The organism is Hydrogenobaculum acidophilum (assembly GCF_054656715.1).
In genome coordinates, this window is record NZ_BAAHXP010000018.1 from 1 (window position 1) to 21,790 (window position 21,790).

22 protein-coding genes are annotated in these 21,790 nt (G+C 32.6%); 6 read left to right on the forward strand and 16 right to left on the reverse strand.

The window, feature by feature from the left end; translation table 11 throughout:
* From ACYQZV_RS07975 to gnd, 3 genes are all read right to left on the reverse strand, one after another.
* Positions 1-638 (reverse strand): 6-phosphogluconolactonase (locus ACYQZV_RS07975; RefSeq protein WP_459894818.1); only part of this gene is annotated, 638 nt, incomplete at its 3' end.
* A complete protein-coding gene (gene zwf / locus ACYQZV_RS07980; RefSeq protein ID WP_459894821.1) occupies positions 623-1,999 on the reverse strand; it encodes a glucose-6-phosphate dehydrogenase in 1,377 nt (458 codons plus the stop codon). The genes zwf and ACYQZV_RS07975, both read right to left, overlap by 16 nt.
* Positions 1,962-2,864 (reverse strand): phosphogluconate dehydrogenase (NAD(+)-dependent, decarboxylating), encoded by a 903-nt coding sequence (gene gnd, locus ACYQZV_RS07985; protein ID WP_459894823.1) that lies wholly within the window; start codon positions 2,862-2,864, stop codon positions 1,962-1,964. Before gnd ends, zwf begins: the two co-directional genes overlap by 38 nt.
* A gap of 54 nt (positions 2,865-2,918) precedes the next feature.
* Between gnd and ACYQZV_RS07990 the strand changes: the two genes are divergently transcribed.
* Positions 2,919-3,953 carry a glycosyltransferase family 4 protein gene (locus tag ACYQZV_RS07990; protein WP_459894825.1) on the forward strand — a complete coding sequence of 345 codons (1,035 nt, stop codon included), beginning with the start codon at positions 2,919-2,921 and terminating at the stop codon, positions 3,951-3,953.
* On the opposite strand, the gene ACYQZV_RS07995 is transcribed toward ACYQZV_RS07990, so the two are convergent.
* Genes ACYQZV_RS07995 through ACYQZV_RS08005 form a run of 3 tightly spaced genes read right to left on the reverse strand, consistent with a single transcriptional unit; the run spans position 3,950 to position 8,441 of the window.
* Entirely contained in the window at positions 3,950-5,080 is a 1,131-nt protein-coding gene (locus ACYQZV_RS07995) for a hypothetical protein (RefSeq protein WP_459894828.1), read from the reverse strand. The genes ACYQZV_RS07990 and ACYQZV_RS07995 overlap by 4 nt on opposite strands.
* Positions 5,077-8,013: a glycosyltransferase family protein gene (locus tag ACYQZV_RS08000; protein ID WP_459894830.1), complete on the reverse strand. Its 2,937-nt coding sequence runs from the start codon at positions 8,011-8,013 to the stop codon at positions 5,077-5,079. Before ACYQZV_RS08000 ends, ACYQZV_RS07995 begins: the two co-directional genes overlap by 4 nt.
* Positions 8,014-8,060: 47 nt before the next feature.
* Positions 8,061-8,441, reverse strand: coding sequence for a prepilin-type N-terminal cleavage/methylation domain-containing protein (locus ACYQZV_RS08005; RefSeq protein ID WP_459894833.1), 381 nt, complete (start codon positions 8,439-8,441; stop codon positions 8,061-8,063).
* A gap of 633 nt (positions 8,442-9,074) precedes the next feature.
* Here ACYQZV_RS08005 and ACYQZV_RS08010 point away from each other — a divergent pair.
* The 3 genes from ACYQZV_RS08010 to hemH are packed head-to-tail and all read left to right on the forward strand — an operon-like array spanning position 9,075 to position 12,513.
* The gene (locus ACYQZV_RS08010; RefSeq protein ID WP_459894836.1) at positions 9,075-9,260 is read left to right on the forward strand and encodes an SHOCT domain-containing protein; all 186 of its coding nucleotides are present in this window, start codon (positions 9,075-9,077) and stop codon (positions 9,258-9,260) included.
* Between the two features lie 37 nt (positions 9,261-9,297).
* Positions 9,298-11,565: a 5-methyltetrahydropteroyltriglutamate--homocysteine S-methyltransferase gene (gene metE, locus ACYQZV_RS08015; protein ID WP_459894839.1), complete on the forward strand. Its 2,268-nt coding sequence runs from the start codon at positions 9,298-9,300 to the stop codon at positions 11,563-11,565.
* Between the two features lie 9 nt (positions 11,566-11,574).
* Complete coding sequence (gene hemH / locus ACYQZV_RS08020; RefSeq protein ID WP_459894842.1) at positions 11,575-12,513, forward strand: ferrochelatase; 939 nt, start codon at positions 11,575-11,577, stop codon at positions 12,511-12,513.
* Here the strand turns inward: hemH and ACYQZV_RS08025 are convergent.
* The 8 genes from ACYQZV_RS08025 to ACYQZV_RS08060 all read right to left on the reverse strand — a co-directional run bounded on the left by ACYQZV_RS08025 (position 12,465) and on the right by ACYQZV_RS08060 (position 18,143).
* Complete coding sequence (locus ACYQZV_RS08025; RefSeq protein ID WP_459894845.1) at positions 12,465-12,989, reverse strand: phosphatase PAP2 family protein; 525 nt, start codon at positions 12,987-12,989, stop codon at positions 12,465-12,467. The two genes, hemH and ACYQZV_RS08025, sit on opposite strands and share 49 nt — an antisense overlap.
* Before the next feature lies 1 nt (position 12,990).
* Positions 12,991-13,899, reverse strand: a complete 909-nt coding sequence (fmt, locus tag ACYQZV_RS08030; protein WP_459894847.1) for a methionyl-tRNA formyltransferase — start codon at positions 13,897-13,899, stop codon at positions 12,991-12,993.
* The gene (locus ACYQZV_RS08035) at positions 13,899-14,459 is read right to left on the reverse strand and encodes a UbiX family flavin prenyltransferase (RefSeq protein ID WP_459894849.1); all 561 of its coding nucleotides are present in this window, start codon (positions 14,457-14,459) and stop codon (positions 13,899-13,901) included. The genes fmt and ACYQZV_RS08035 overlap by 1 nt, the downstream gene beginning before the upstream one ends.
* Positions 14,456-15,085: a (d)CMP kinase gene (cmk, locus tag ACYQZV_RS08040; RefSeq protein WP_459894852.1), complete on the reverse strand. Its 630-nt coding sequence runs from the start codon at positions 15,083-15,085 to the stop codon at positions 14,456-14,458. Before cmk ends, ACYQZV_RS08035 begins: the two co-directional genes overlap by 4 nt.
* 65 nt (positions 15,086-15,150) lie before the next feature.
* Positions 15,151-15,372, reverse strand: a complete 222-nt coding sequence (locus ACYQZV_RS08045; RefSeq protein WP_459894855.1) for a hypothetical protein — start codon at positions 15,370-15,372, stop codon at positions 15,151-15,153.
* An 11-nt stretch (positions 15,373-15,383) separates the two neighbouring features.
* On the reverse strand, positions 15,384-15,572 hold the full coding sequence (locus ACYQZV_RS08050) for a CDGSH iron-sulfur domain-containing protein (RefSeq protein ID WP_459894857.1): 189 nt from the start codon (positions 15,570-15,572) through the stop codon (positions 15,384-15,386).
* 141 nt (positions 15,573-15,713) lie between these two features.
* Complete coding sequence (locus ACYQZV_RS08055; protein ID WP_459894859.1) at positions 15,714-16,919, reverse strand: type III PLP-dependent enzyme; 1,206 nt, start codon at positions 16,917-16,919, stop codon at positions 15,714-15,716.
* 30 nt (positions 16,920-16,949) lie between these two features.
* Positions 16,950-18,143 (reverse strand): TRC40/GET3/ArsA family transport-energizing ATPase, encoded by a 1,194-nt coding sequence (locus ACYQZV_RS08060; RefSeq protein ID WP_459894861.1) that lies wholly within the window; start codon positions 18,141-18,143, stop codon positions 16,950-16,952.
* A 207-nt stretch (positions 18,144-18,350) separates the two neighbouring features.
* On the opposite strand from ACYQZV_RS08060, the gene ACYQZV_RS08065 reads away from it, so the two are divergent.
* Together ACYQZV_RS08065 and ACYQZV_RS08070 are read left to right on the forward strand one after the other, a co-directional pair.
* Entirely contained in the window at positions 18,351-18,527 is a 177-nt protein-coding gene (locus ACYQZV_RS08065; RefSeq protein ID WP_459894892.1) for a transposase, read from the forward strand.
* Positions 18,527-18,676, forward strand: a complete 150-nt coding sequence (locus tag ACYQZV_RS08070; RefSeq protein WP_459894895.1) for a transposase — start codon at positions 18,527-18,529, stop codon at positions 18,674-18,676. Before ACYQZV_RS08065 ends, ACYQZV_RS08070 begins: the two co-directional genes overlap by 1 nt.
* 95 nt (positions 18,677-18,771) lie before the next feature.
* On the opposite strand, the gene ACYQZV_RS08075 is transcribed toward ACYQZV_RS08070, so the two are convergent.
* Complete coding sequence (locus ACYQZV_RS08075) at positions 18,772-20,388, reverse strand: hypothetical protein (RefSeq protein WP_459894864.1); 1,617 nt, start codon at positions 20,386-20,388, stop codon at positions 18,772-18,774.
* Positions 20,389-20,391: 3 nt separating this feature from the next.
* Positions 20,392-21,765: a hypothetical protein gene (locus ACYQZV_RS08080; RefSeq protein ID WP_459894867.1), complete on the reverse strand. Its 1,374-nt coding sequence runs from the start codon at positions 21,763-21,765 to the stop codon at positions 20,392-20,394.
* Positions 21,766-21,790: the final 25 nt, after the last annotated feature.

The window sequence follows — 21,790 nt, forward strand, 5'->3', positions numbered from 1 at the left end:
TTCAGTAAATCTTTCATTCCATCAGACACAAGAACTGGCTTTTTACAAGTATTTTGCGATATAAATTCGTTTGCTATTGTATTTTTTTCTTTTAAAAGCCCTGAAACTACAGCTTTTTTTGATTTTGATACAAAAAATATGAGTTGAGAGTTTAATAAAGCGTTGTAGTGTAAAGATATACGAAGAATAGAGTTTGGACCTACGCTTATTAGGGTATTTTCACAAGTTTTCAGAATATTCTTATCTGGGAAAATAGAAGCGCTGTGCCCATCTTCTCCTATACCAAGCAAAGCTATATGTATTGGATTGTCTCTTACAATATTTGAAAACGCTTCACAATCTTTTTCAATATCTCCTGTTTTATAAACAGGTTCTACGTTTAAGAATTTAGATATGCTGTGATAGTTACTCTTTTCGTCGTCGTTTGGGACATAGCGCTCATCCGTTAGGAAGAATTTAAAATTATCAAAGCTATATTTTGACATAAGACTATACAAATAAAGCGGTGTATTGCCACCTGCTAACGCTATGTTTAATTTTAGTTTCTTAGCTTTTAAGAAAAATTTAAGCAAAAAGTAAGACGAAGATTCTAAAGAATCAAAATCATAAACTCTTATAAAATCTAGAAGATATACCATTGCCTATTGTCTTTGTTTATAAGCATGTCAGCGGATTTTGGTCCATAAGAACCCACCTCATAAAGGTCCACATCCTTTTGCTCTTGCCATTTATCTAAAAGCGGTTGATACAAAGCCCACGCAAGCTCTACCTCATCTTCTCTCAAAAATAGGGTCTGATTTGAGTTTATTATATCTAAAATAAGCGTCTCATAGGCTTCTGATGGGACTTGGTTGTTTTCCATACTCATAGATACTTCCAAAGGACAAGATAGAAAATCAGAATTTGGTGCTCTTATATCAAGCCTTAACTCTATATTTGTAATAGGGGCTATCTTTATAACCACTTTATTTTCCTTTGGTTCACAGCCTATAAGTTTGGCAAAGGATGTAGGCATATTTTTTAACACTATCACTATCTGGGTAGCCTTTGTCTTTAGCTTTTTACCAGTCCTAAGATAAAAAGGGACTCCATGCCACCTTAAGTTATCTATATGGAGTTTAACAGCGGCAAAAGTCTCAGTTTTTGAGCCTGTTTTTACACCTTTTTCCATCGTATATCCTTCATATCTTCCAAGCACCACATCCTCTACATCAGGGGGTCTTACAGATTTTAAAACCTTTACCTTTTCATTTCTTATCTCTTCTGCATCTATGCAACAAGGTGGTTCCATGGCTATAAACGTTGCCATCTGGGTAAGATGATTTTGTATCATATCTTTAAAAGCTCCAAACTTATCGTAATAAGCACTTCTTCCTTCTATACCTATGTCTTCTAAGGCAGATATTTGAACATGGTCTATAAAGTTTTTATTCCAAATACCCTCAAATATGTAGTTCGCAAACCTAAAGCTAAATATATTTTGCACCGCCTCTTTACCTAAGAAGTGGTCAATCCTGTAAATCTCCTTTTCTAAGAAAAATGTATGTAAAAGGTTATTTAGACGCTTGGCTGATTCTAAATCGTACCCAAATGGTTTTTCCACGACAATTTTTCTTTTGTTTGGCATATCAAGAAGCACATGGCCTATATTTTTTATAGCAGATTCAAACAGGTTTGGTGGTATAGCTAAATAAAATATTATTTCATCTTTTTCTATGTTTTTGATAAAGTGAAAATCTTTTGAATTTGTAACATCTACATTTATATAATCACATATAGAAGCGTACTCCTCACCAAACAAAGATTTTATCTTTGGTATAAACTCATCCTTACTTGATTCTCTTGAGCAAGATATCACCTTTTTAGGGTTTATCTTACCTTCTTTGTATAGCTTTGCCAAGCTTGGATGTATCTTTTTCCAAGCTAAATCACCGTTTCCACCAAATAAAACAAAAACAAAGCTATTCATTTTTCTTAAACTTATGCTGTCCAAACTCATATCTTAAGGCTGCTAACAACCTATCTCTAAAACTCTCTTGCTCTCTTGAGCGAAATCTCATAAAAAGAGCGTTTGATATAGATGGCATAGGCACTCCTTCGTTTACAGCCTCTAACACACTCCACCTTCCCTCACCAGTATCTTCCACATAAGGTTTTATATCCTCTAAAAGCCCAAAATCACACAAAGCTTTATAAGTCAAATCCATAAGCCACGAGGCCACCACACTTCCTTTTGTCCAAACCCTCACAGCCTCTTTTAAATCTACGTCTGGTTTTGAAACCCTTATGAGGTCTAACCCTTCTGCAATGCTTTCCATCATACCGTATTCAACGGCGTTGTGAACCATCTTAACAAAGTGCCCCATGCCAGCCCCACCCATATAACCAAACCCAACTCCATCGTTTGCCAAATCCTTAAGTATAGGGCTTATAAAATCAAAATCTTCTTTATCACCACCCACCATCAAAGAAAAACCTCTCTCATAACCCCATACACCCCCAGAAGTCCCCACATCCAAAAACTTTATACCCTTTCCTTTCAACTCGTTGTACCTTCTTATAGAATCCTTATAATAAGAGTTGCCGCCGTCTATAACAATATCACCATCTTTTAAATAAGGCAATGCCTCATTTATCACATCATCCACAGCTGTTTGGGGGACCATTATCCATAAAATCCTTCTATCGCTAGCAAAAGCCTCAAACATCTCTTTATAAGTACCAAAACACTTTACACCATAAGAAGCGGCTTCTTTTGTGCAATGCTGGTTTCTATCAAATCCAAACACCTCGTGCCCTCTTTCTTTCAATCTCCTTGAAAGACCAAGACCCATTCTCCCAAGCCCTGAGAAAGCTATCTTCATAAACACCTCCTAAATATATTTTAATATATCTAAAAATCTTTTATAATTAAATATATGCCAAAAAGGAAGAAAAGCATAACAATTTTAGAAGCAAGGTACTACCACAACGATAACCCCACAATAGATGGACATGCTAAAATGATAGTAAAGTTTTGTGAGCTTTTAAAAAACGACTACAACATAAACCTCATCACAACCTTCAAACCCTTATACACCGAAGTAAAAAACATAGATGGTATAGACAGTGTCCTTGTAAAGTTAGATGATGTAAAAGATTTTAAAGATATAATATTAGAATCAGATATCATGCTTCTTACAAAACCAGATATTATGCTTTATCATCCAAACACGTATGTATGGATTCAAGCTAATTATGCAGCTATAGATAGCAATATGGAAGCTTTAAAAAGATGGCACGATAAATACTTTACGCATCCTTATGTAAAAAAGATAATATTCGTATCCCCTGTTATAGAAGAATCTTTCTTATCCACATCCATTGTACCAAAAGAAAAATCAATGGTAATACCAAATTGGATTGAGAGCGTAGAAAAAAAACCTAAAAAATATGAAGATATAAAAGAGTTTAAAATATCTTGGGTTTCTAGGCTTTTACCAGAAAAAGGTTGGATGGATTTAGTAGAAGCTTTAAAAGATACAGATATAAAAGCTGATTTTATAGGAGATGGTGATGATTTTGCAAAAGCCATAAAACTAAAAGAAGAGCAAAAACTAAACAACATAAACTTTTTGGGATTTATAAAAGAGGAACCAAGAGAGTTTATAAATAAAAACAACTATGCAATATATATATTTACATCTCACGATAAGTCCGAATCGTTTGGATTATCTTTACTAGAATCTATGTCTATTGGTATTCCTTGTGTATCATCAGATATACTACCTGCAAGATATGTACTTGGTAGTGGTGGTTTGTTTTATAACAGTATAAAAGAATTAAAAGATTTAATTTTAAAATTAACCACCGATAAACAGCTTTACAACAAACAAGCAAAATATTCATTAGAAAGAGCTAAACTATTTCATAAAGATAATATAAAAAAGATATGGAAACAAACGTTAGTTTAGTGAGGGTGTAAAATCCAAGGAGTGTTCCAATTGTAGTATTTTAAATTACCAAGCATATGAGCTATATTTATATCGCTTGGAATTAAGCTTATAGCATATGGTATACCACCCCATACATACAAAAACGGCGATATAAAAAATACAAAGATGTATATATAAGCCTCTTTCTTAGAAAAGCTATTAAAAAATGCTTTATTTTTTAGTATAAAGTAAAATAAAGACGGGAAGAGTACCATTAAGGCTATCCTTGTTTCATCGTTAGCAATAATAGTAAGAGTAAAGCTCATGAAAGTAGGTGGTATCAAATACCAAATCATCTTAATACGATTCAAAATACCTACCCATAAAATACCATAAATACTATAAACTATAGCATTCCATCCTAAAAACCACTGTATCACAAACTCTTTCCAATATACTTTTATCCATGTAAAAGCATTGGCTGTCCTATGGATGCCAATATTACTAAAAATAAACAACAATAAAAACTTGCCAACTAAAATTATAAATATAGCTATAAAAGGTCTGATAATATGAGTAGTTTTAAAATAATCTAGTTTATAACCAAATTTATCAGCAAATTGTTTATAAAATATCAACGAAATGCCAAATATAAAAAAAGAATTAATTCCTATTGAAGAGGATTGAAAAGATAGTAAAAATGCAAAAATATAAAACATATAACTATCGTAAAATATCATAGACAAAAGAAGAAGCAACAAAACAGCACCGTTCATACCAGTCCAATAAAAAGGAATAGAAAACACCGGAAAACATAAAGCCAAAAAGTACTTATAGATATTTTCATTTTCAATATCGTGATATTTTAAAAACCAAACAGTGAATAGAAAATATAAAAATAGATTTTCAAGCAATAAAAAACCTATAAAATAAACTTGTTTATGAAGATTTAATATAGAAAATAAAAACGGTTCTAAAAATTGAGCCAGTATATATTGAGACATGGGATTTGAGAAATTAACCATCAATTGTTTTGGATTATGAATAAGTTGACTTATAGTATATTCAGCCCCTATGTTTGGCATTATCCAAATGCCCGTATGTAAAATAATAAACATTGTCCCTAATAAGAATATTCTAAAATTTAAAGACATCTTATAATTCATAACACAGTCCTTAACACATTTTTAAACTCAAACTCTTTTACGCGTTTTCTTATATTTTTTATTATCTCTCTTGCCTCTTGTTTGTTCTCTTTAAAGTAGGTGGCTTTTTCTACAATATCTTCTATGGAAAATCCAGATATATACTCAGCGTATTTACCAAATATATCTTCAAGTATTGGTTTATAGTCTGTGATAAACATGGTTTTATTACTAAAAGCCTCAAACAAACGAGGATTTATGGTATCTGAAATGATATCCGAAAGACCTATTATTATGTTTTTAGGATTAAACAACATCGCTATATCTTTTTTAAATATGTATTCTGGGAAATCCCTAGTCTTTGTGATGGTAGATAGAGCCACTCTAAACACCATCTCGTCGTCAAAATCTATGTTGCCTACATGTCTTATGGATTTATCGTTGTATTTGCACGCATAAGCCCCCATGTATAGATAATCATAAAAATACTCTCTCAAATCATAAAGAGCTATATCCTCTTTTAAGGCTTTTAAAGAAGTCCTAAAGTTTGAAAGCTTTTTGATAAAAAATTCCGTGATGGAGTTATCCGCATAGGTTTTATGGATAGAAGCCTCAGATAGATAATAAATACCAGGCTTTGTATCAATTTTTTTTATATCCATATCAAAATAATACCCATAAATATGCCTTGCATCCAAATCAAGGTCTTTCAAAAACTCCACAACCCTCTTATCAGAGGATATGTATATACTTTTATTTGGGGAAAACTTTGAAAATATATCTTTTAGCTTGTTTAAAACATCATCTTTTTTATCTTTTTTGTCTTTAAATTGATTTATAAGGTCTTCGTAGGTACTACTGTTGTCTATAAATACTATCTTGGAAGAGATGTAATTTAGGTAAGTTTTTTGTTTTAGGTTTTTAAAATCAGAAAACACTATATCAATACCGATATTTGAAAGAGTTTGCATCAAAACTTCTTTCTTGGCTTCGTACTCGTATTTTGGTATAAAAGCTGTGTATGTGTTAAAATCTTTTAAAGCATGGTAAAAATTGTATAGGTTTTCTCCTTCAAAAGCTAAAAAAACCTTATATCTTGGTTTATCTATTTTTCTAAGCTCTACTATATCAAACTCTTCTATGGTTTTTGGGCTTTTGGTAAAAAACGATACATCAGAATATCTATAAGAGGTGAGGTATTCATACTGCATAGCAGAAAACGTATCAAGAGGATTACGAAAGTTTATCTCATCGTTTATAACAGCTATTAAAAAAGCCCCTTGAAGAGAGTTTATAGAGGTTTTTAAAAAGCTATTATGAGCTAAGTTATCTTCTAATACAATAGATTTTCCAAATACTTTTTCATATTCATAAAAATTTGCAGGGCTTTCAAACACCCTAAACTTATCAAAATACTTTGATAGCTCGTTTTCAAGCTCGTTTTTTGTGTATTCTTTCAAATGAGCTCTTACAACCCCAAAATCAAACACATCCAGTCCTTTTTTGGCAAGGTTATAAACTCTATTCTTATTAGCAAATATTATTATGGCTTTCTTGTTTTGTAGGCTTTTAAAATCTATATCTTTGTAAAATCCATCTGTGATAATAACATTATCTGAGTTTTCATCAATATTAGCGTAGTTTTTAAGTATCTCTTCGTAAAGGATTTTATCAAAGCCCTCTATCTTGATAGTTTTATGTTTTATAGCAAAATCCCTTATAAAATAAAACACACTATGTCTATACTTGTAAAAATACCAATAAGCCCTTCCTATGTAATCTTCTATAAACTTGTTTTTATAATAATATGAGTAATAAGTCTCAAAATAATCTGGTAACGCATCTATGTTATCAAATTTTAATCTCTCCAAATACTTAAAGGTTTCCAAAAGCTCAATCTTGTCTATAAACTTAAAACACGGTGAATAATCGCTTTCTTTTAAATACCGTGCCTCAGGGCATGGAGTGGATAATGCGTGTATCCTACATGGGCTTGAACACTTTGTCCCAATATAGCGAGCATTTACCCCTTTTACATAGGGGACTTTGTAATCATATACATCATAAAAAGAAGAAACCCCAAGCACCACCAAAGTAGGCACCCCAAGAGCTACCCCTATGTGTCCCACAGATGTCTCAGCACTTATTAGTATATCTAAAATTCCCACATAGTTTATAAGATGCTCCACATCCTTCACATAAGAAGATACATCCACTATAAATGGATATTTTTCAAAATACTCTTTGGCAAGGTCTTTTCCACTTTCCGTATAAGCACACACTATAGTGTATTTATCCTTTGCATAGTTTAGTACTATATCCAAAACCTCAGGGGGAATACGTCTATGTATTGAACTTGCCTCAAAATGAATACCTAAAATAGGTTTTTCATTAGCTAACTCTTTTATCTTGTTTATATTTTCTAAAACCTCTTTTTTTTCTGATAAGTTTATATCTGGTTTTTTATCTTTTTCATAAAAGCCAAATACTTTTTCATCAAAAAGAGAAGCTAAATAATCTGGTACAAATCTATTATCAAAACCCGGTGTAGCCACATGAGCTGTAAGATCAAAAACATAGTCAAATTTATCTAAAATAGATAACTCAACAGGCGTAGACACAAGCTCATCTATGTATGGACAAAACTCTAAAATCTTATTATCCTTCTTATACTCTATACCTATATAAACCCCTTCGTAAACTCGTTTTATAGCTTTTAATACAGGTAAAAGATGGATAGTGTCTCCAATGGCGAAAGCTGTGATTATAAGAAGTTTTTTGCCAGTTAAATCTATACCTTTTTTATATATCTTATGTGGGGGTATTTGATAGTTTATATGAAGGATATTGTTTATATCTGTCCCAAGCCAAGAGATATAGATTTCATTTCTATTTAAAAGTCTTTCCGTATCATATTTTAGCGTTTGTTTTACTAATGATTTTGATATTTTCATTTATATATTATATAAAAACTCCCCCTCCGCGGGGGAGAAAGAGGTTATTAAGATGAAGTACAACCAGCACCGTTTGAGTTAGATGTACATATACCAGTACCTGTGGCTATACCTTTAGTTACTACGCAAGTACAAGCCGTAGATGATATACTAGGACATGCAGATGATATGGCTGGGTCTATGCTATTACTTGCACCCAATGCAGCAGCAGCTGTGTTTTGAGCTGTTACTTCGTCAAGACATTGTCTTGCGTCAGCAAGTGCTGCACCAGAAGCAGCGTTGTGCATATACTGGATGTACTGTGGAATCGCTATTGCTGCCAAGATAGCGATGATGGCTATAACCACCAATAGCTCAATAAGGGTGAAACCCTTACTTAGACCTCTCTTCTTTGAGAGTTCATCCTTCAACACAAATACGTCTTTCATAACGCACCTCCTTAGAGTTGATATTTTTATTATAGGTTGTTGTCAAGCAAAAATGTTAAAATATGATATAAACTGTATTACATTTGTAATACAAACATGAAGTTTGATGTAAAAATCTATTTACATTTTTACCGTAAATATATTGTAGATATTTTGACTATATTGCTATAAATATTTTGTCTATTTAAAATTGTCTACAAAAATCCACATTACATATAGACATAAAATTCTTTATATAGAAAATATATCAGCACATGTAAACAAAATATAGAAAGTAGATATAGACAGAAAACTCATTGAAACATAAGGGATTTTTAGTAATATAGAAAATGTTGACATTTGTTCTTAATGTTCTTAATCTTTTTTAAAAAAATATTTTAAAGAATATATAAAAAGATGAAATGTAAAAAAGAATTTTACACGAGTCTAAATAAGTCTAATGAACTTAATTTTTTAGCTTTTAGAATCAAACATCTTCTTTAGTATATTGATTAGATAAATCTCCATAGAACACCATACAAAAATAATCCTAGTCTTTGTAATGACTAGTTGGTTGATAAGGTTAGTTTAGTTGTGGAGTCTTTTTGAGCAGTCGGATATTTTTACTAATATGCTAGCTGTTATAATATAGATATGCTTGTGATGGTGGTTTGGCTTTTGTCTTTGGTGGTGCTTGTTTTTGGGATTTTGGGAATAATGTCAAAAATATTTGGAAGTCATAAGAGTACTGCGTTAAAAGCTCTAAACGATAAGTATTTAAAAGGCGAGATTAGTAAAGAAGAGTACGAACAGGCTAAGAGAGTGTTGGAAAATCTTTGATATGATATAATAAAATATTTAAATTACAGGAGGTATTATGAAGGCACTTGCTTATGGATATCCAAAGCTTGGTGAAAAAAGAGAGTTTAAAAATCTATTGGAAAACTTTTGGAAAAAAGCCATAACAGAAGAACAGTTTTATGATGGTATGAGAAGCTTAGAAGCCCAGAGGATAAAGGCTTACTCTGATAATGTTGATGAAATACCTGTGGGTGAGCTTTCTTTTTACGATTTTATGCTTGATACAGCTGTGATGGTGGGCATGATACCTTCTAGGTTTGGGGAGTATAAAGGGCTTGAAACGTATTTTGAAATGGCCCGTGGTAAATCCGCCATGGAGATGACAAAGTATTTTAACACAAACTATCATTACATAGTCCCAGAGTTGGAATCAAACAATTTTGGGCTTTTACAAAACAAACCTCAAAGATGCTATATAAACGCCAAACAAAACGTAAAAAATCCAAAACCATACCTTATAGCACCCTTTACATTTTTAAAACTTTCAAAAACCTATAAAAAGACTTCAAAAGATGGTTTTAACATATTAGAAAGCTCAAAAATAGAAGATGAGTCTACCCTTTATTATTTCTTGGAGCCTCTTTTGGAAGTTTATAAAAATATCCTTAAAAGCTTAAAAGAAGAAGGGGCAAATATAGTAAGTCTTCAAGACCCTGGGCTTGTGTTTGATTTAAAAGACTATGAGATAAAAGCTGTTAAAAAGATATATCAAGAGCTAAGCACTGTGATGGATATTGAGCTTATCACATATTACGACAGCGTAAGTGCTTACAAAGATATTGTAGAGCTTCCAGTAAAAAGGATAGGTCTTGATTTATGCTCAAACTCAGAAAATCTTGAAAACTTGAGAAAATACGGTTTTCCAAAAGATAAAGAGTTAATAGCTGGGGTTATAAACGGCCGTCAAGTGTGGCGAGCCAACTTAGAAGAAAAGCTAAAGTTAATAGATGAGCTTTCTAAGATTGCACCATCTTTGTCTATCTCAAACTCTTCTCCACTTTTCCATCTTCCGGTAAACGTAGAAAATGAAACTAAGATGGATGTAGATTTGAAAAAAAGACTTAGCTTTGCCAAGCAAAAACTAGAAGAGTTAAAAATCCTCAGAAACGCCTTCTTAGGGGATAAGGAAAGCTTAAAAGAAGTAGAAAACTCTAAGGCTCTTTTTGGAACAGATTTTGGTAAAAACAGTATTGTAATAGAGCGTATAAAAGCTCTTAAAGATAGTGATTTTGAAAGGGCACTTCCTTACAAAGAACGCATAAAGCTTCAACAAAGCATATTAAATTTACCGCTCTTCCCAACCACCACCATAGGGTCTTTCCCTCAAACAGAGGAGGTGCGTAAAACAAGAAGCGCTTTTAGGTCTGGTAAAATTTCAAAAGAGGAGTATGAAGCTTTTATTAAAAAACAAATAGACAACGTTATAGCCTTCCAAGAGGAGATAGGGCTTGATGTGTTGGTGCATGGGGAGTTTGAGCGTACAGACATGGTGGAGTTTTTTGCTGAAAAGTTAAAAGGGGTTGCCACTACAGAGCATGGTTGGATTATATCATATGGCTCTAGGGGTTATAGACCACCTATTATATACGGTGATGTTTACAGAGATGAGCCAATGACTCTAAACGAGATATTGTACGCTCAATCAAAAACCCAAAAACCTGTAAAAGGTATGCTAACAGGGCCTGTTACTATACTAAATTGGAGCTTTTATAGAGAAGATATACCAAAAAAAGAAGTAGCCTATCAGATAGCTTTGGCTATATTAGATGAGGTAAAAGATTTAGAGAAAAACGGTATAAAGATAGTCCAAATAGATGAACCAGCCTTTAGAGAAGGAGTACCTATAAAGAAAAAAGATTGGGAAGGATATTTTGATTGGGCTATAAAAGCTTTTAGACTTTGTTCAAACGCCAATCCAAATACCCAAATACACACCCATATGTGTTATTCTGAGTTTAACGACATTATAGACAAGATTTACGAGATGGACTTTGATGTGATATCAATAGAGGCTTCTAGAAGTAAAGGTGAAATACTTGAGGCTTTTGAAAAGTTTGGTAAATGGGACAGACAAATAGGAATAGGGGTTTACGATATTCACTCTCCGGCTATTCCAAGCGTTGAAGAGATGGAGATGGTGATGAAAAGAGCTATGAAAGTCCTTGATAAATCGCTTTTGTGGGTAAATCCTGATTGTGGTCTTAAAACCAGAAGATGGGAAGAGGTGAAACCAGCTTTAAAAAATATGATGGAAATGGCTTTAAAATTAAGGAAAGAAGTATAATTTTTTTAGATGTCAAAAACAGCTGTAGTGCTTTTAAACATGGGCGGACCAGATTCGATGTCCGCCATTCGTCCTTTCTTATACAATCTTTTTTCAGACCACGATATTATTCAAATTCCAAGACTAATTCAAAAACCTGTGGCTTTTCTTATATCCACTTTTAGAGCCAAAAAAACAGCGTATTATTACAAGATAATGGGTGGGAAATCTCCCCAAAAAGAGCAAACTACACTTCAAAAGATGAGTTTACAACAAGCCCTTGGGCCTGATTTTGTGGTGGATATAGCCATGAGGTATTGGCATCCTTTTACCCAAGAAGCCATATTAAACTTAGAAAAGGTAAAACCTTCTAAGATAGTGCTTTTACCACTTTACCCTCATTATAGTTCTACTACTACAGGTTCTTCTTTTAAAGAGTTTTATAGGCTTTTTAAAAAATCTAGCTTAAAAGATGTACCTGTAAAAGAGATAAGAGATTATCACGACCATCCACTTTTTATAAAAGCCTGGGCAGAAAATATTAAAAATTCAAATATAGACGATGATTACTTTATCTTGTTTTCAGCCCATAGCCTCCCTCAAAAGATTATAGATAAAGGAGATCCTTACAAAGACCAAATAGAAAAATCCGTAGAGCTTATTATGAAAAACTTCAAAAACAAACACATGATATCTTACCAAAGCAAGGTAGGACCGGTAAAGTGGCTTGAGCCGGCCACCGATAAAACCATAGAAAATTTAGCAAAACAAGGCATAAAAAAGCTATGCCTAGTGCCTATAAGTTTTGTGTCAGAGCATTCCGAAACCCTTTACGAGATGGATTATCTTTACAAGAATATGGCTAAAGACCTTGGTATAGAGCAGTTTAAAAGAGTGCCTACTTTACAAACAAACCCCACCTATATAGAGCTTTTAAAAGAACTATCTAAAAATGCTTTTGCTGTGTAAAAGCTAAAAATACCTATTAAAGCGCCTGTTATAGTATCAAGGGGAAAATGCACTCCTACATAAGACCTTTCGTACATTATTAGCAAAGCGTAAGAAAAAAACAATATTTTTACAATGGGTTTTTCGTTGTATGACCCCACCATAGCTATTACAAAAGCCATAGCAGTGTCTCCAGATGGAAAAGAGCCCCAGTATAGTTTGTAAAGAAGATGAACATTTTTTAACAATGTGGCTGGTCTTGGCTCATCAAAGATATTTTTTAAACTTACCACAATAATTGTTTCTATAATAAGAGCTAGAAGGTATACTTTTAGCTTATACCTTCTAAAGGTGTATATGTAGGCTAAAAAAGGCAACAACACCCAACCAGAGCCAAAAGATGCATATGTATAAAAAAATCTATCAAAAAACTTATCGTGATGGTGGTTTATAACATTAAATAATTCTACATTTTCTTTGAAAAGCTCAAAAATCATTTTAATAAAATTGCTTTATCTGATTTAAATATCCCATTGCAAACTCTTTACCAGAAACCCTTTTACCTTTTAAAGACATAATCTCTAAAATCTCCAAAGGGTAATCTCCTGTTCCCATAAAAAGGGATTTGCCTTCTTGTAATAGCTCTCCGGGTTTTAGATTTAGGTCTTTTTCTACTATCTTTGTTTTTAGGATTTTAATATTATGATTGCCAAAAACCGCGTATGCGTTTGGATAAACCCCTCTTATTTTGTTGTGTATGCTAAAAGCACTTGTTTTAAAGCATATTCTTAACTCTTCTTTTAAAATAGGCATAGCGTAAGTGGCTTCTTTATGATTTTGGGGTGTTGGTGTGATTTTACCCTCTACCCAGCTTAAAATCGTATCTTTTAAAAGCTTAGCACCAGATATTGAAAGTTTATAGGACAACGTTTCATAGTTGTCATCTTCTTCTATCACGGTGCTTTCCATTGATAAGATGTCTCCTTCATCCATTTTAGAAGACATTAGTATGACGGTATTTCCAGTTTCTTTTTCTCCTTGCATCAAAGCCCTTTGGATGGGAGCTGCACCTCTGTACTTTGGTAGTATTGACCCGTGAAGGTTTAAAGATTTAAATTTTGGTATTTCAAGCATAGATTTTGGTATTATCTGGCCGTAAGATACCACTATCATAATATCTGGTTTTAGATTTAAAAGCTCTTCTTTTAAAAAAGATATTTTCTCTGGTTGTGAGATTTTTAAATTTAGCTCCAAGGCTTTTTGTTTTACTGGTGGAGGTGTTAGTTTTTGACCTCTACCAGCTGGTTTGTCTGGTTGGGTGATTACAAGGGATACTTCAAAATCTCTTGCTAAAAGCTCCAAAGACGGTACAGCAAAAGAAGATGTGCCACAAAAGACTATTTTCATCAGGATTTCCACCTCTTGTAGATGTTATGCTCTATCCTTAATACATCTAGTACCTTACCCACTACAAAATCTATACTTTCTTCTAAAGTTTTTGGTTTGTGATAAAAACCAGGACTTGCGCTCATCACAATAGCACCGGCGTTTGTTAGTTTTAGCATGTTTTCAAGATGTATAGAATTATAAGGCATTTCTCTTACAAGCATTACAAGAGGTACTCGCTCTTTCAGAGCTGTGTCGCATACTCTATGAATGAGGTTTTGAGCCACACCGCTTGCCACCGCCCCCAAAGTCCCCATAGAACAAGGTACCACCAAAACTCCTTTAAACTTGCAAAGAAAAGACCCACTTGATATAGGTGCTGCAAAGTCAGTATAATCGTAAGCTTTTGCCTCTTTTTTAAAAAACTCTTCTCCTACACCTGTTTCATAACTCATTACGTATTTGGCGGTTTTTGACATAACTACATGTATATCGTATCTTTGTTTTAAAAGCTCAAAAACTCTCAAAGCATAAACGCTTCCACTGGCACCTGTTATAAGGAGAGCAATAGATTCTTTCATAAAACCTTTTTAATATAATCCATACAAAGATTTATCACCTCTTCTTTCGTCATACAAGTGGTGTCTATTTTTATAGCATCTTCGGCTGGCCTAAAAGGATAGTCTTTTCTATTTTTATCGGTTTCATCCCTTTTTAGTATGGCGTTTAATATCTCTTCGTAAGAGCTTTTTTCTTCTAAATACCTTCTTAAAGCTCTTTCTTTTGGGTCAGCATCTATAAAAAACTTCAGTGTCGCATCTTTGAATATGTGAGTCCCGGCATCTCTTCCTTCTACCACAGCGTTTTCTTTTACTAAATCCCTTTGGAAGACAATCACTTTTTCCCTCAAAGTAGGTTCTTTTGCAACCTCTGATGCCAAAGCCCCTATATACTCTTTTTTTAACTTTTCTGTTATATCTTCTTTTTCAAATATTACCTTAGTTTGTGCTACCAAAAGCTCAAAAACAAGCTTATTTTCTTTTACAGCTTCAAAAAAATCTATATTTTCAGCTTTTAAAAACCCAATAGCCCTATAAACAAGCCCTGTGTTAAAATAAACGTAGCCTAAAATCTTAGATATTTCTTTAGAAACGCTTGATTTTCCACTGGAAGCAGGTCCGTCTACCGTTATGACTTTTATATTCATCTATATTATTATAATTGAAAACTATTATATTTTTTTAAAAGCCCCGAAAAGGGGCTTTGGTTTGATTACTTTATTTCACCTTCCCAGTATTCGATGGCACCAGCTATGTTTTCGGAGTTTTGCTTTAGATTGTCGTACATAGCTTTCATGAAACGCTCACAGCCTTCTACTGGGGCATGTTTTGCTACGTTTTCAATCTCTTTTAAAAGCTCATCGTTTTTGGTTTTTAAAAGTTTTAAACCTTCTATGTAGGCTTTTACTTTTTGTCTATCAAACTCTTGTTCCATAAAACATCTCCTTATATTAATTCTATTCTTTCGTTTTCACCGTATAAATAAAGCTTTCCTTCAGCTTCGTCTTGGGTTTTCTTGTGAGACCCATCGCAAAATGGAAAGTTTTTGGAAAGTCCGCAGGTGCAAACCCATTTTTCTTCATTGGCCTTTATTTGCAAAGGCCCTTTGCCGCTTAGTTTTACAAGTCTTGCCATGGTTAAACCTCCTTTGGTTTTTTTGATAGTATTATATTAAATGATATAGTCTATTATGTCAAGTAGGCACTTTTAAGATAGTAAGTAGCATAAAATATACTATTTATAAAATATATTAGTATTTGGCTTTTTATAAAAGCATTATACAAAAACCGTTTCTGGTATACCAAAACCGTTGAAGTTGGCGGCATATACTGTAGTATATGCTCCAGCAGCCATTATATACACTCTATCACCTATATCTAATTCTGGAAGGTATGTGGTGTTTGATATAATATCCATGCTATCACAACTAACACCTGCTACGGTATGAGGTCTTATTGAATCTGCCATACCAGTAGCATACATTGGGTAGCTTATACCTCCAAGGACCTCTGCAAGACCGTTGAATACTCCAGTGTCTAAATATATCCAATAAGATTCTATGCCATTTATATGTTTGATGGTTTTACCTATCACTGAGCTTACCAAAATCCCAGCATCACCTACTATACCTCTTCCTGGCTCTATTTGTATTTCCATTGGTTTTACAAGGAAGTATTTTTGTAAAAGAGCTTCTATATAAGAGCCTATGTCTTCTATACTAAGAGATTCGTATTGATAGTTTATTGGTATGCCACCACCCAGATTTAGCATGGTAAGTTTTATATCTTTGTATATGGCTTTTTCCCATAGCTCCCAAGCTTTTTTTATGCCTATAAACCAATTTCTTAGGTTGTTGCATTGAGAACCAACGTGAAAGGTGATGCCGTAGGGTACAAGCCCTTGAGATTTCGCATATTCAAGAAGATTTAAAGCATCGTCTACATCAACGCCAAATTTGTTTGTAAGGGGCCAATCGCTTCCTTCGTTTGGTACTATGAGCCTTACGTAAACCCTTGACCGTGGAGCTACTTTTTTTAACTTGTCTATTTCTTTGTAAGAATCTATACTAAAAGCTTTGATACCAGATTTGTAAGCGTAATCAATAAAATCCAACGGTTTTATAGGGTTGCTGGATATTATCCTAGAGCCATCTACTCCAAGTCTTAAGACTTTTTCAAGCTCCCAAGAAGAAGCCACTTCATAACCACTGCCAAGATCGTTTAGTAAAGCTAGTATTTCTTGGTGGTCGTTTGCTTTTACCGCATAGTATATTTTTGCCTCTTTTAAAGCCTCTTGTAGCTCTAAAAATCTTTTCTTTATTCTGTCTAAATCTATTACTAGGCTTGGTGTTTTTACGCTTTTAAGAACATCCAATATAAAAGGTTTTCTTAATACTATGTTGTCAAAATACTGCTTTGCAAACCTATACTGCAAAGGGTATACATCCGGCACCTCTTCAGCTTCTAAAACTTTTTCCTGCATAAGATTAGTATAATACCTTTTTGTTAATTTTCAATTATTTTTAGCTAAGTCCACATATAGATAAGGAGCGTCGTACCTTGCTTTTGTAGGCTCGTAGTCTTTTAGCTTTCTTGGAAGCATCACGTGGGATTTGAAGTTGCCAGCCCTTACTATTATCTCATCTTCTCCTTTTACTACAGATATAGCGTCTTTCCTTATATAGGGAGCTCTTAGTCTTAGTGTATAGTTGCCGTTTGATTGTAAAAATTCAAAGGGTTTATCTTTAAAGAGAATATCCGCTGGATTTTTGTCTTTGTATATCAAATCTGAGAGTATCTCTAGCTTTTCAAGACCACAGACCTCTTCTTGCATAGTGGGTACATCAAAGATAGGAGTAGGTGTAAATAAAGATTTTATCTCTTCTAAATAGTTTTGTTGAGATTTTATCCATTCTTTAAAAAATTCACAATCAGCTACTTTTTCTTTTGGAAGGACTTTGTTTACTATAACAGCATCGACATTTACACCAAAAAGATTAAAATACATGTAAGCCCTTTGGCTTTCTTTTACCACCATTTTTTCTGGGTTTGCCACTATTCTAACGGACGTGGTATCTGGGTCTATCAATATTTCGTCGACGCCTTTTAGCTTTTCATAAAAGTTTTCTAAAGCTTGGAAATAGTTGTCATCTGGAATCGGTACATCGGTAAGTCTTTTAGCCACAGGTCTTGCCATCTTAAATATCATGCGTTCTGTTTTAAATATCCTTTTCATATACCATTTTAAAACAGTTGGCATTGACACGAACCTCAACGATTCACCGGTGGGTGGTAAGTCTAGTATTAAAACATCAAACTCTTTATCTTTGTAATATTTGTTTACGTAAAGTAAGCTTGTGACTTCTTCCATACCAGGCAGTATAGCGAGCTCTTCCGATAAAACGCCGTCAAGCCCTGTAGTGTTAAAAAGAAGCTCTAAAAACCTATAAACATCCCCCCAGTATCTATCTATTTCTTCTTGAATGTCTATCTCTTGAATGTAGAGATTTTCGTTTATTTGGATTGGAAGGCCTTTTACAGCGTATTTTTGCTCATCTGGTATATCAAAAGAGTCTCCTAAGCTGTGTGCCGGGTCTAAAGACACTACTATTGTCTTATAACCCATTTTAGATAGCTTATAACCGGTAGCCGCTGATACCGTAGTTTTCCCTACACCGCCTTTTCCAGAAAATAAAATTATTCGCATATAGAAAATTTAATATGCCAATTCTAAAAGTCAACTTGATTTTGGTTAAACGATCCTATATTCATATGAGATAAGCCATTGATTTTTATCAAAAAAAGCATGTATCCTTTTATAGTAAGGAGAGCCTTAAATATTATGGAACTTTGTTGAATTATAAAATGGCATATAAAGTATAATGCTCTAAGACAAGTCTACCACGGTTTAAGAATTAGAGAGTTCTTAGGTTATGAGAAATACGAGATAGATGAAAACCCTAATTATAGAAACAGTTCTTATCCAAGAAGACTAAAAACTCCTTACAAAGAGATAGAAATAGATATGCCAAAAGACACAATATCTTTGTTTGAGCCTAAGATAGTGCCGAAGAAGGTACTACAAACCTAATAGAAAGTGTAAACAGTAATATAAGAAAAGTGGCTGATGGTAAAAGAGTATTTCCAAATGATGATGCCCTTTTAGAAGTTGCTTACGGTGTAATTTTAGAACTAGAAGACAAATGGAAAAAAAATACATACAAGATTAGGACATTATAAGAAAACAGCTTGAAACTCTTTATCTAGGAGTGATATAATGATGTTTAGTAAGAAAGTTTACGCAATTGATGAAACGATTCTCTGATATTGAATTTTTAGTTTACAATGGATTGTTTGCTTGGATGTATACACTGAGCTATTGATGTATATAAAAGCTTACTTAATGTATAAGCCTCGTCTTTATTAATCTTGTTGTTTGAAAGGTACTCAATAATCGTGTTACATATTTTATTGTATACATATTTGCATTCATCCTCTTTTGAGTCTGTATCTGTTAAATGAGGTAGTTTCATTGTTTTTTCAATAATATCATGAAAATCCTTTTTAATTTTTACCTCTATATGGTCCTGTATATGATTTTTCTCAATAAACTTTGCAATCAATTTATATAGTTCCTCTGGTTTTAATTCGTTATTTTCTATGCTGGGTAATTTATCTTTCTTTAATTTATCTTTTAATTCGTCTATCTTTTTGTCAATTTCATCAATGTTTTTAATGACAACGTTTTTAACGAGATTGTAAAAGTTTTTAGCTTTTATATCTATATTGATATAAGCAAACTTATCATATTCTTTTTTGTTTTCAAACTCACTTTGTTCGTGTTGGGCATTTTCGGGAATTATAAATTCTATCTTTATATCTTTTATATCTTTGGTATCCAAGTGTTTAAAGTATGTATACTGCTTTTCTACATCTCCCTCGTTGCTCAAAATATCTTCAGTTGATTTAAACTTAAAATCACATACAATAACATTGTTTCCATCAATATATACTAAATCAGGCTTAAGATGTAATCCATATACAATAAAGTCATACTCATTATCAAAATAAAATGTTCCAAACAAATCCAAGGCTTTAATAATATATTTGCTTTCAACTATATCAACTATATTTATAAACTCCCAAAAATCGTATAGTTCTATTAAACCAAGGATGTAGCCTTCTTGATTATTTTTATCAGATTTCTTTAGAAAATAACAGCCTTCTAAAAACTGCTCTAAGTCTTCGTAGGTCTCTATGTATTCTTTGTCCCTTAAAGGATTTTGCTTATCTAGTTCCCTTAGATGCTCTATCAAATCGTATAAGTGATATTCATCAAAATCTTTAGAAAACATATTATACGGTAAGCTTCTTTGGTAAGAATAGGACAAAGACATGTTAGCTATATTTTCATCTTTAATATTAAATAGGCTAAGTATCGAGTTCATGACAAATGAATATAGTTCTATGAAGCTATTGAATGTGGTTTTGGTGAGCATCTTAGTTTTGGTATGATAAGGTATTATTGTATGATTTGGCAAATATATAGGGTCGTCAAATAGCGAGTCTAAATCAAAATCATCCACCACATCACTATAAAAGTTCCTATATACAAAATTGCTAAATACACCTTCTTTATACTTATCGTACAGCCTTTTTATTGATTCTATTACGTTATAAGAGTATATATGGTTTTTATTGTTAAAATCTTTATAATCACTATATTTGCTATTGCTATTCTCATTTTCATATTTGCTTTGCTTATTTTTATTGCTTATCCTGTTATATATGCTAAAAGCTTGAAAAATTTCTATAACTTCTTGAAAACTCAATTCACTTTTATATATCTTCTCAGATATCTCAATATGAATACCTTTTTCTTTAAACACCAATCTTATTAAGTCTTCATTTATACATTCACATTTTAGCGTTAAATCCTTATCAGTTTCCATGTTTTATTGATGTTCAGTTTTATTTTGTTTAATTTCAATACCAAGCTTTTTCAAAACTTCCGAAAGCTCATCGCATTTTTTATTCGTCTCCTGAATATTTAAAATCTTGATATCAATGGGGTAATTCTTCTCTAAATCTGACAGTTTTCCCTTTAAGGTATTATATAATGTTTCTAGCTCGTCAGGTTTGCTATATATATCCAACAATTTTGATGTTACTGTATGTACACTCTTATTCTTCTCATATATGTACTGGAAGTGTGGTTTTTCATATCCTTTATCTTTATCTTTATCTTTATAAGGGTCTTTTATAACAAGTGAGTTGTCTAGATTTTTTAGAAATTCTACAAAAGCAGTGTATAATTTGTATTCTTTCAAAGTTTGCAAATGTTCCCGAAATTTATTATAACGTTCTTTATTTTTTTCTAGAAATTCTAAAAAAGCATTTAAATCATCATAATGTACTTGATAGTGTTGATTTAGAAAATTATTTACAATATCCCTCTTTACATAAGCATATAAAACTGAATTTTCATTATTCTCATTATCACAAAGATGGGGAATAAAATCAGTGGGATCAGTGAAATTAGTTGGGACGTTTTTATGCTTCAAATCACTTCCATCGTATATTTCATGTAATTTATCATAATAGATAAACATTGCATAAATTTTTTGTTTATTGCTTTCTTTTTCTTCCCTGTCAGTATAAATAGTATAAGCAGGCATTATTTTAAATTTTCCACTTCTCAGATCTTCTGAAAGTTCCCTTAGTATATTTTCATCTTCATCAATGTTTAGTTGTTTTAGCCAAGCAAATAATTTATCATTTGTAGCAATATTAGATTTTTTTGTAACGTTAAGGGGTTGGTTTTTCAAAGATTCATCTTCTTTATTAGTACTATTAAAAATTATTTTTAGTGTAAATGTACTATTTTGTGCAGATTGATTGTCGCTATTAAATACTTTATCTATAAATTCTAAAAATCTTTCCGAAAAATCTCTATATGTATTTATACCTTGAAGTCCTATATCTTCTAAAGGTCTTCTATTTTTTCTAAATATGCTATCCCACAGATAAAAAGCTATTTTGTCTCTGAACACTTCTAAGGCTACACAATTTTTTCCGTTAATTTTTTCGGTTTTTATAAACCATCTACCTATTAGCTTATCTTCCCTGCTTTGGATGTAGTTGTTGTTTATAAGAAATTTGTTTATTTTTTCAAATATAGTCTCTAATTTGTTTTGCTCGTCAAATTCTATGTAAAAGCTGTGGTTTTGCTCGCTAAATTCTATGCAAAAGCTGGGGTTTTGACTTAAATAGGCTGAATTCTCGAGTTCCAATTTTATGCTCTTCAACTCTGACTTTTTATCTTCCAAAATTTTACGAGTATAAGCAATACTT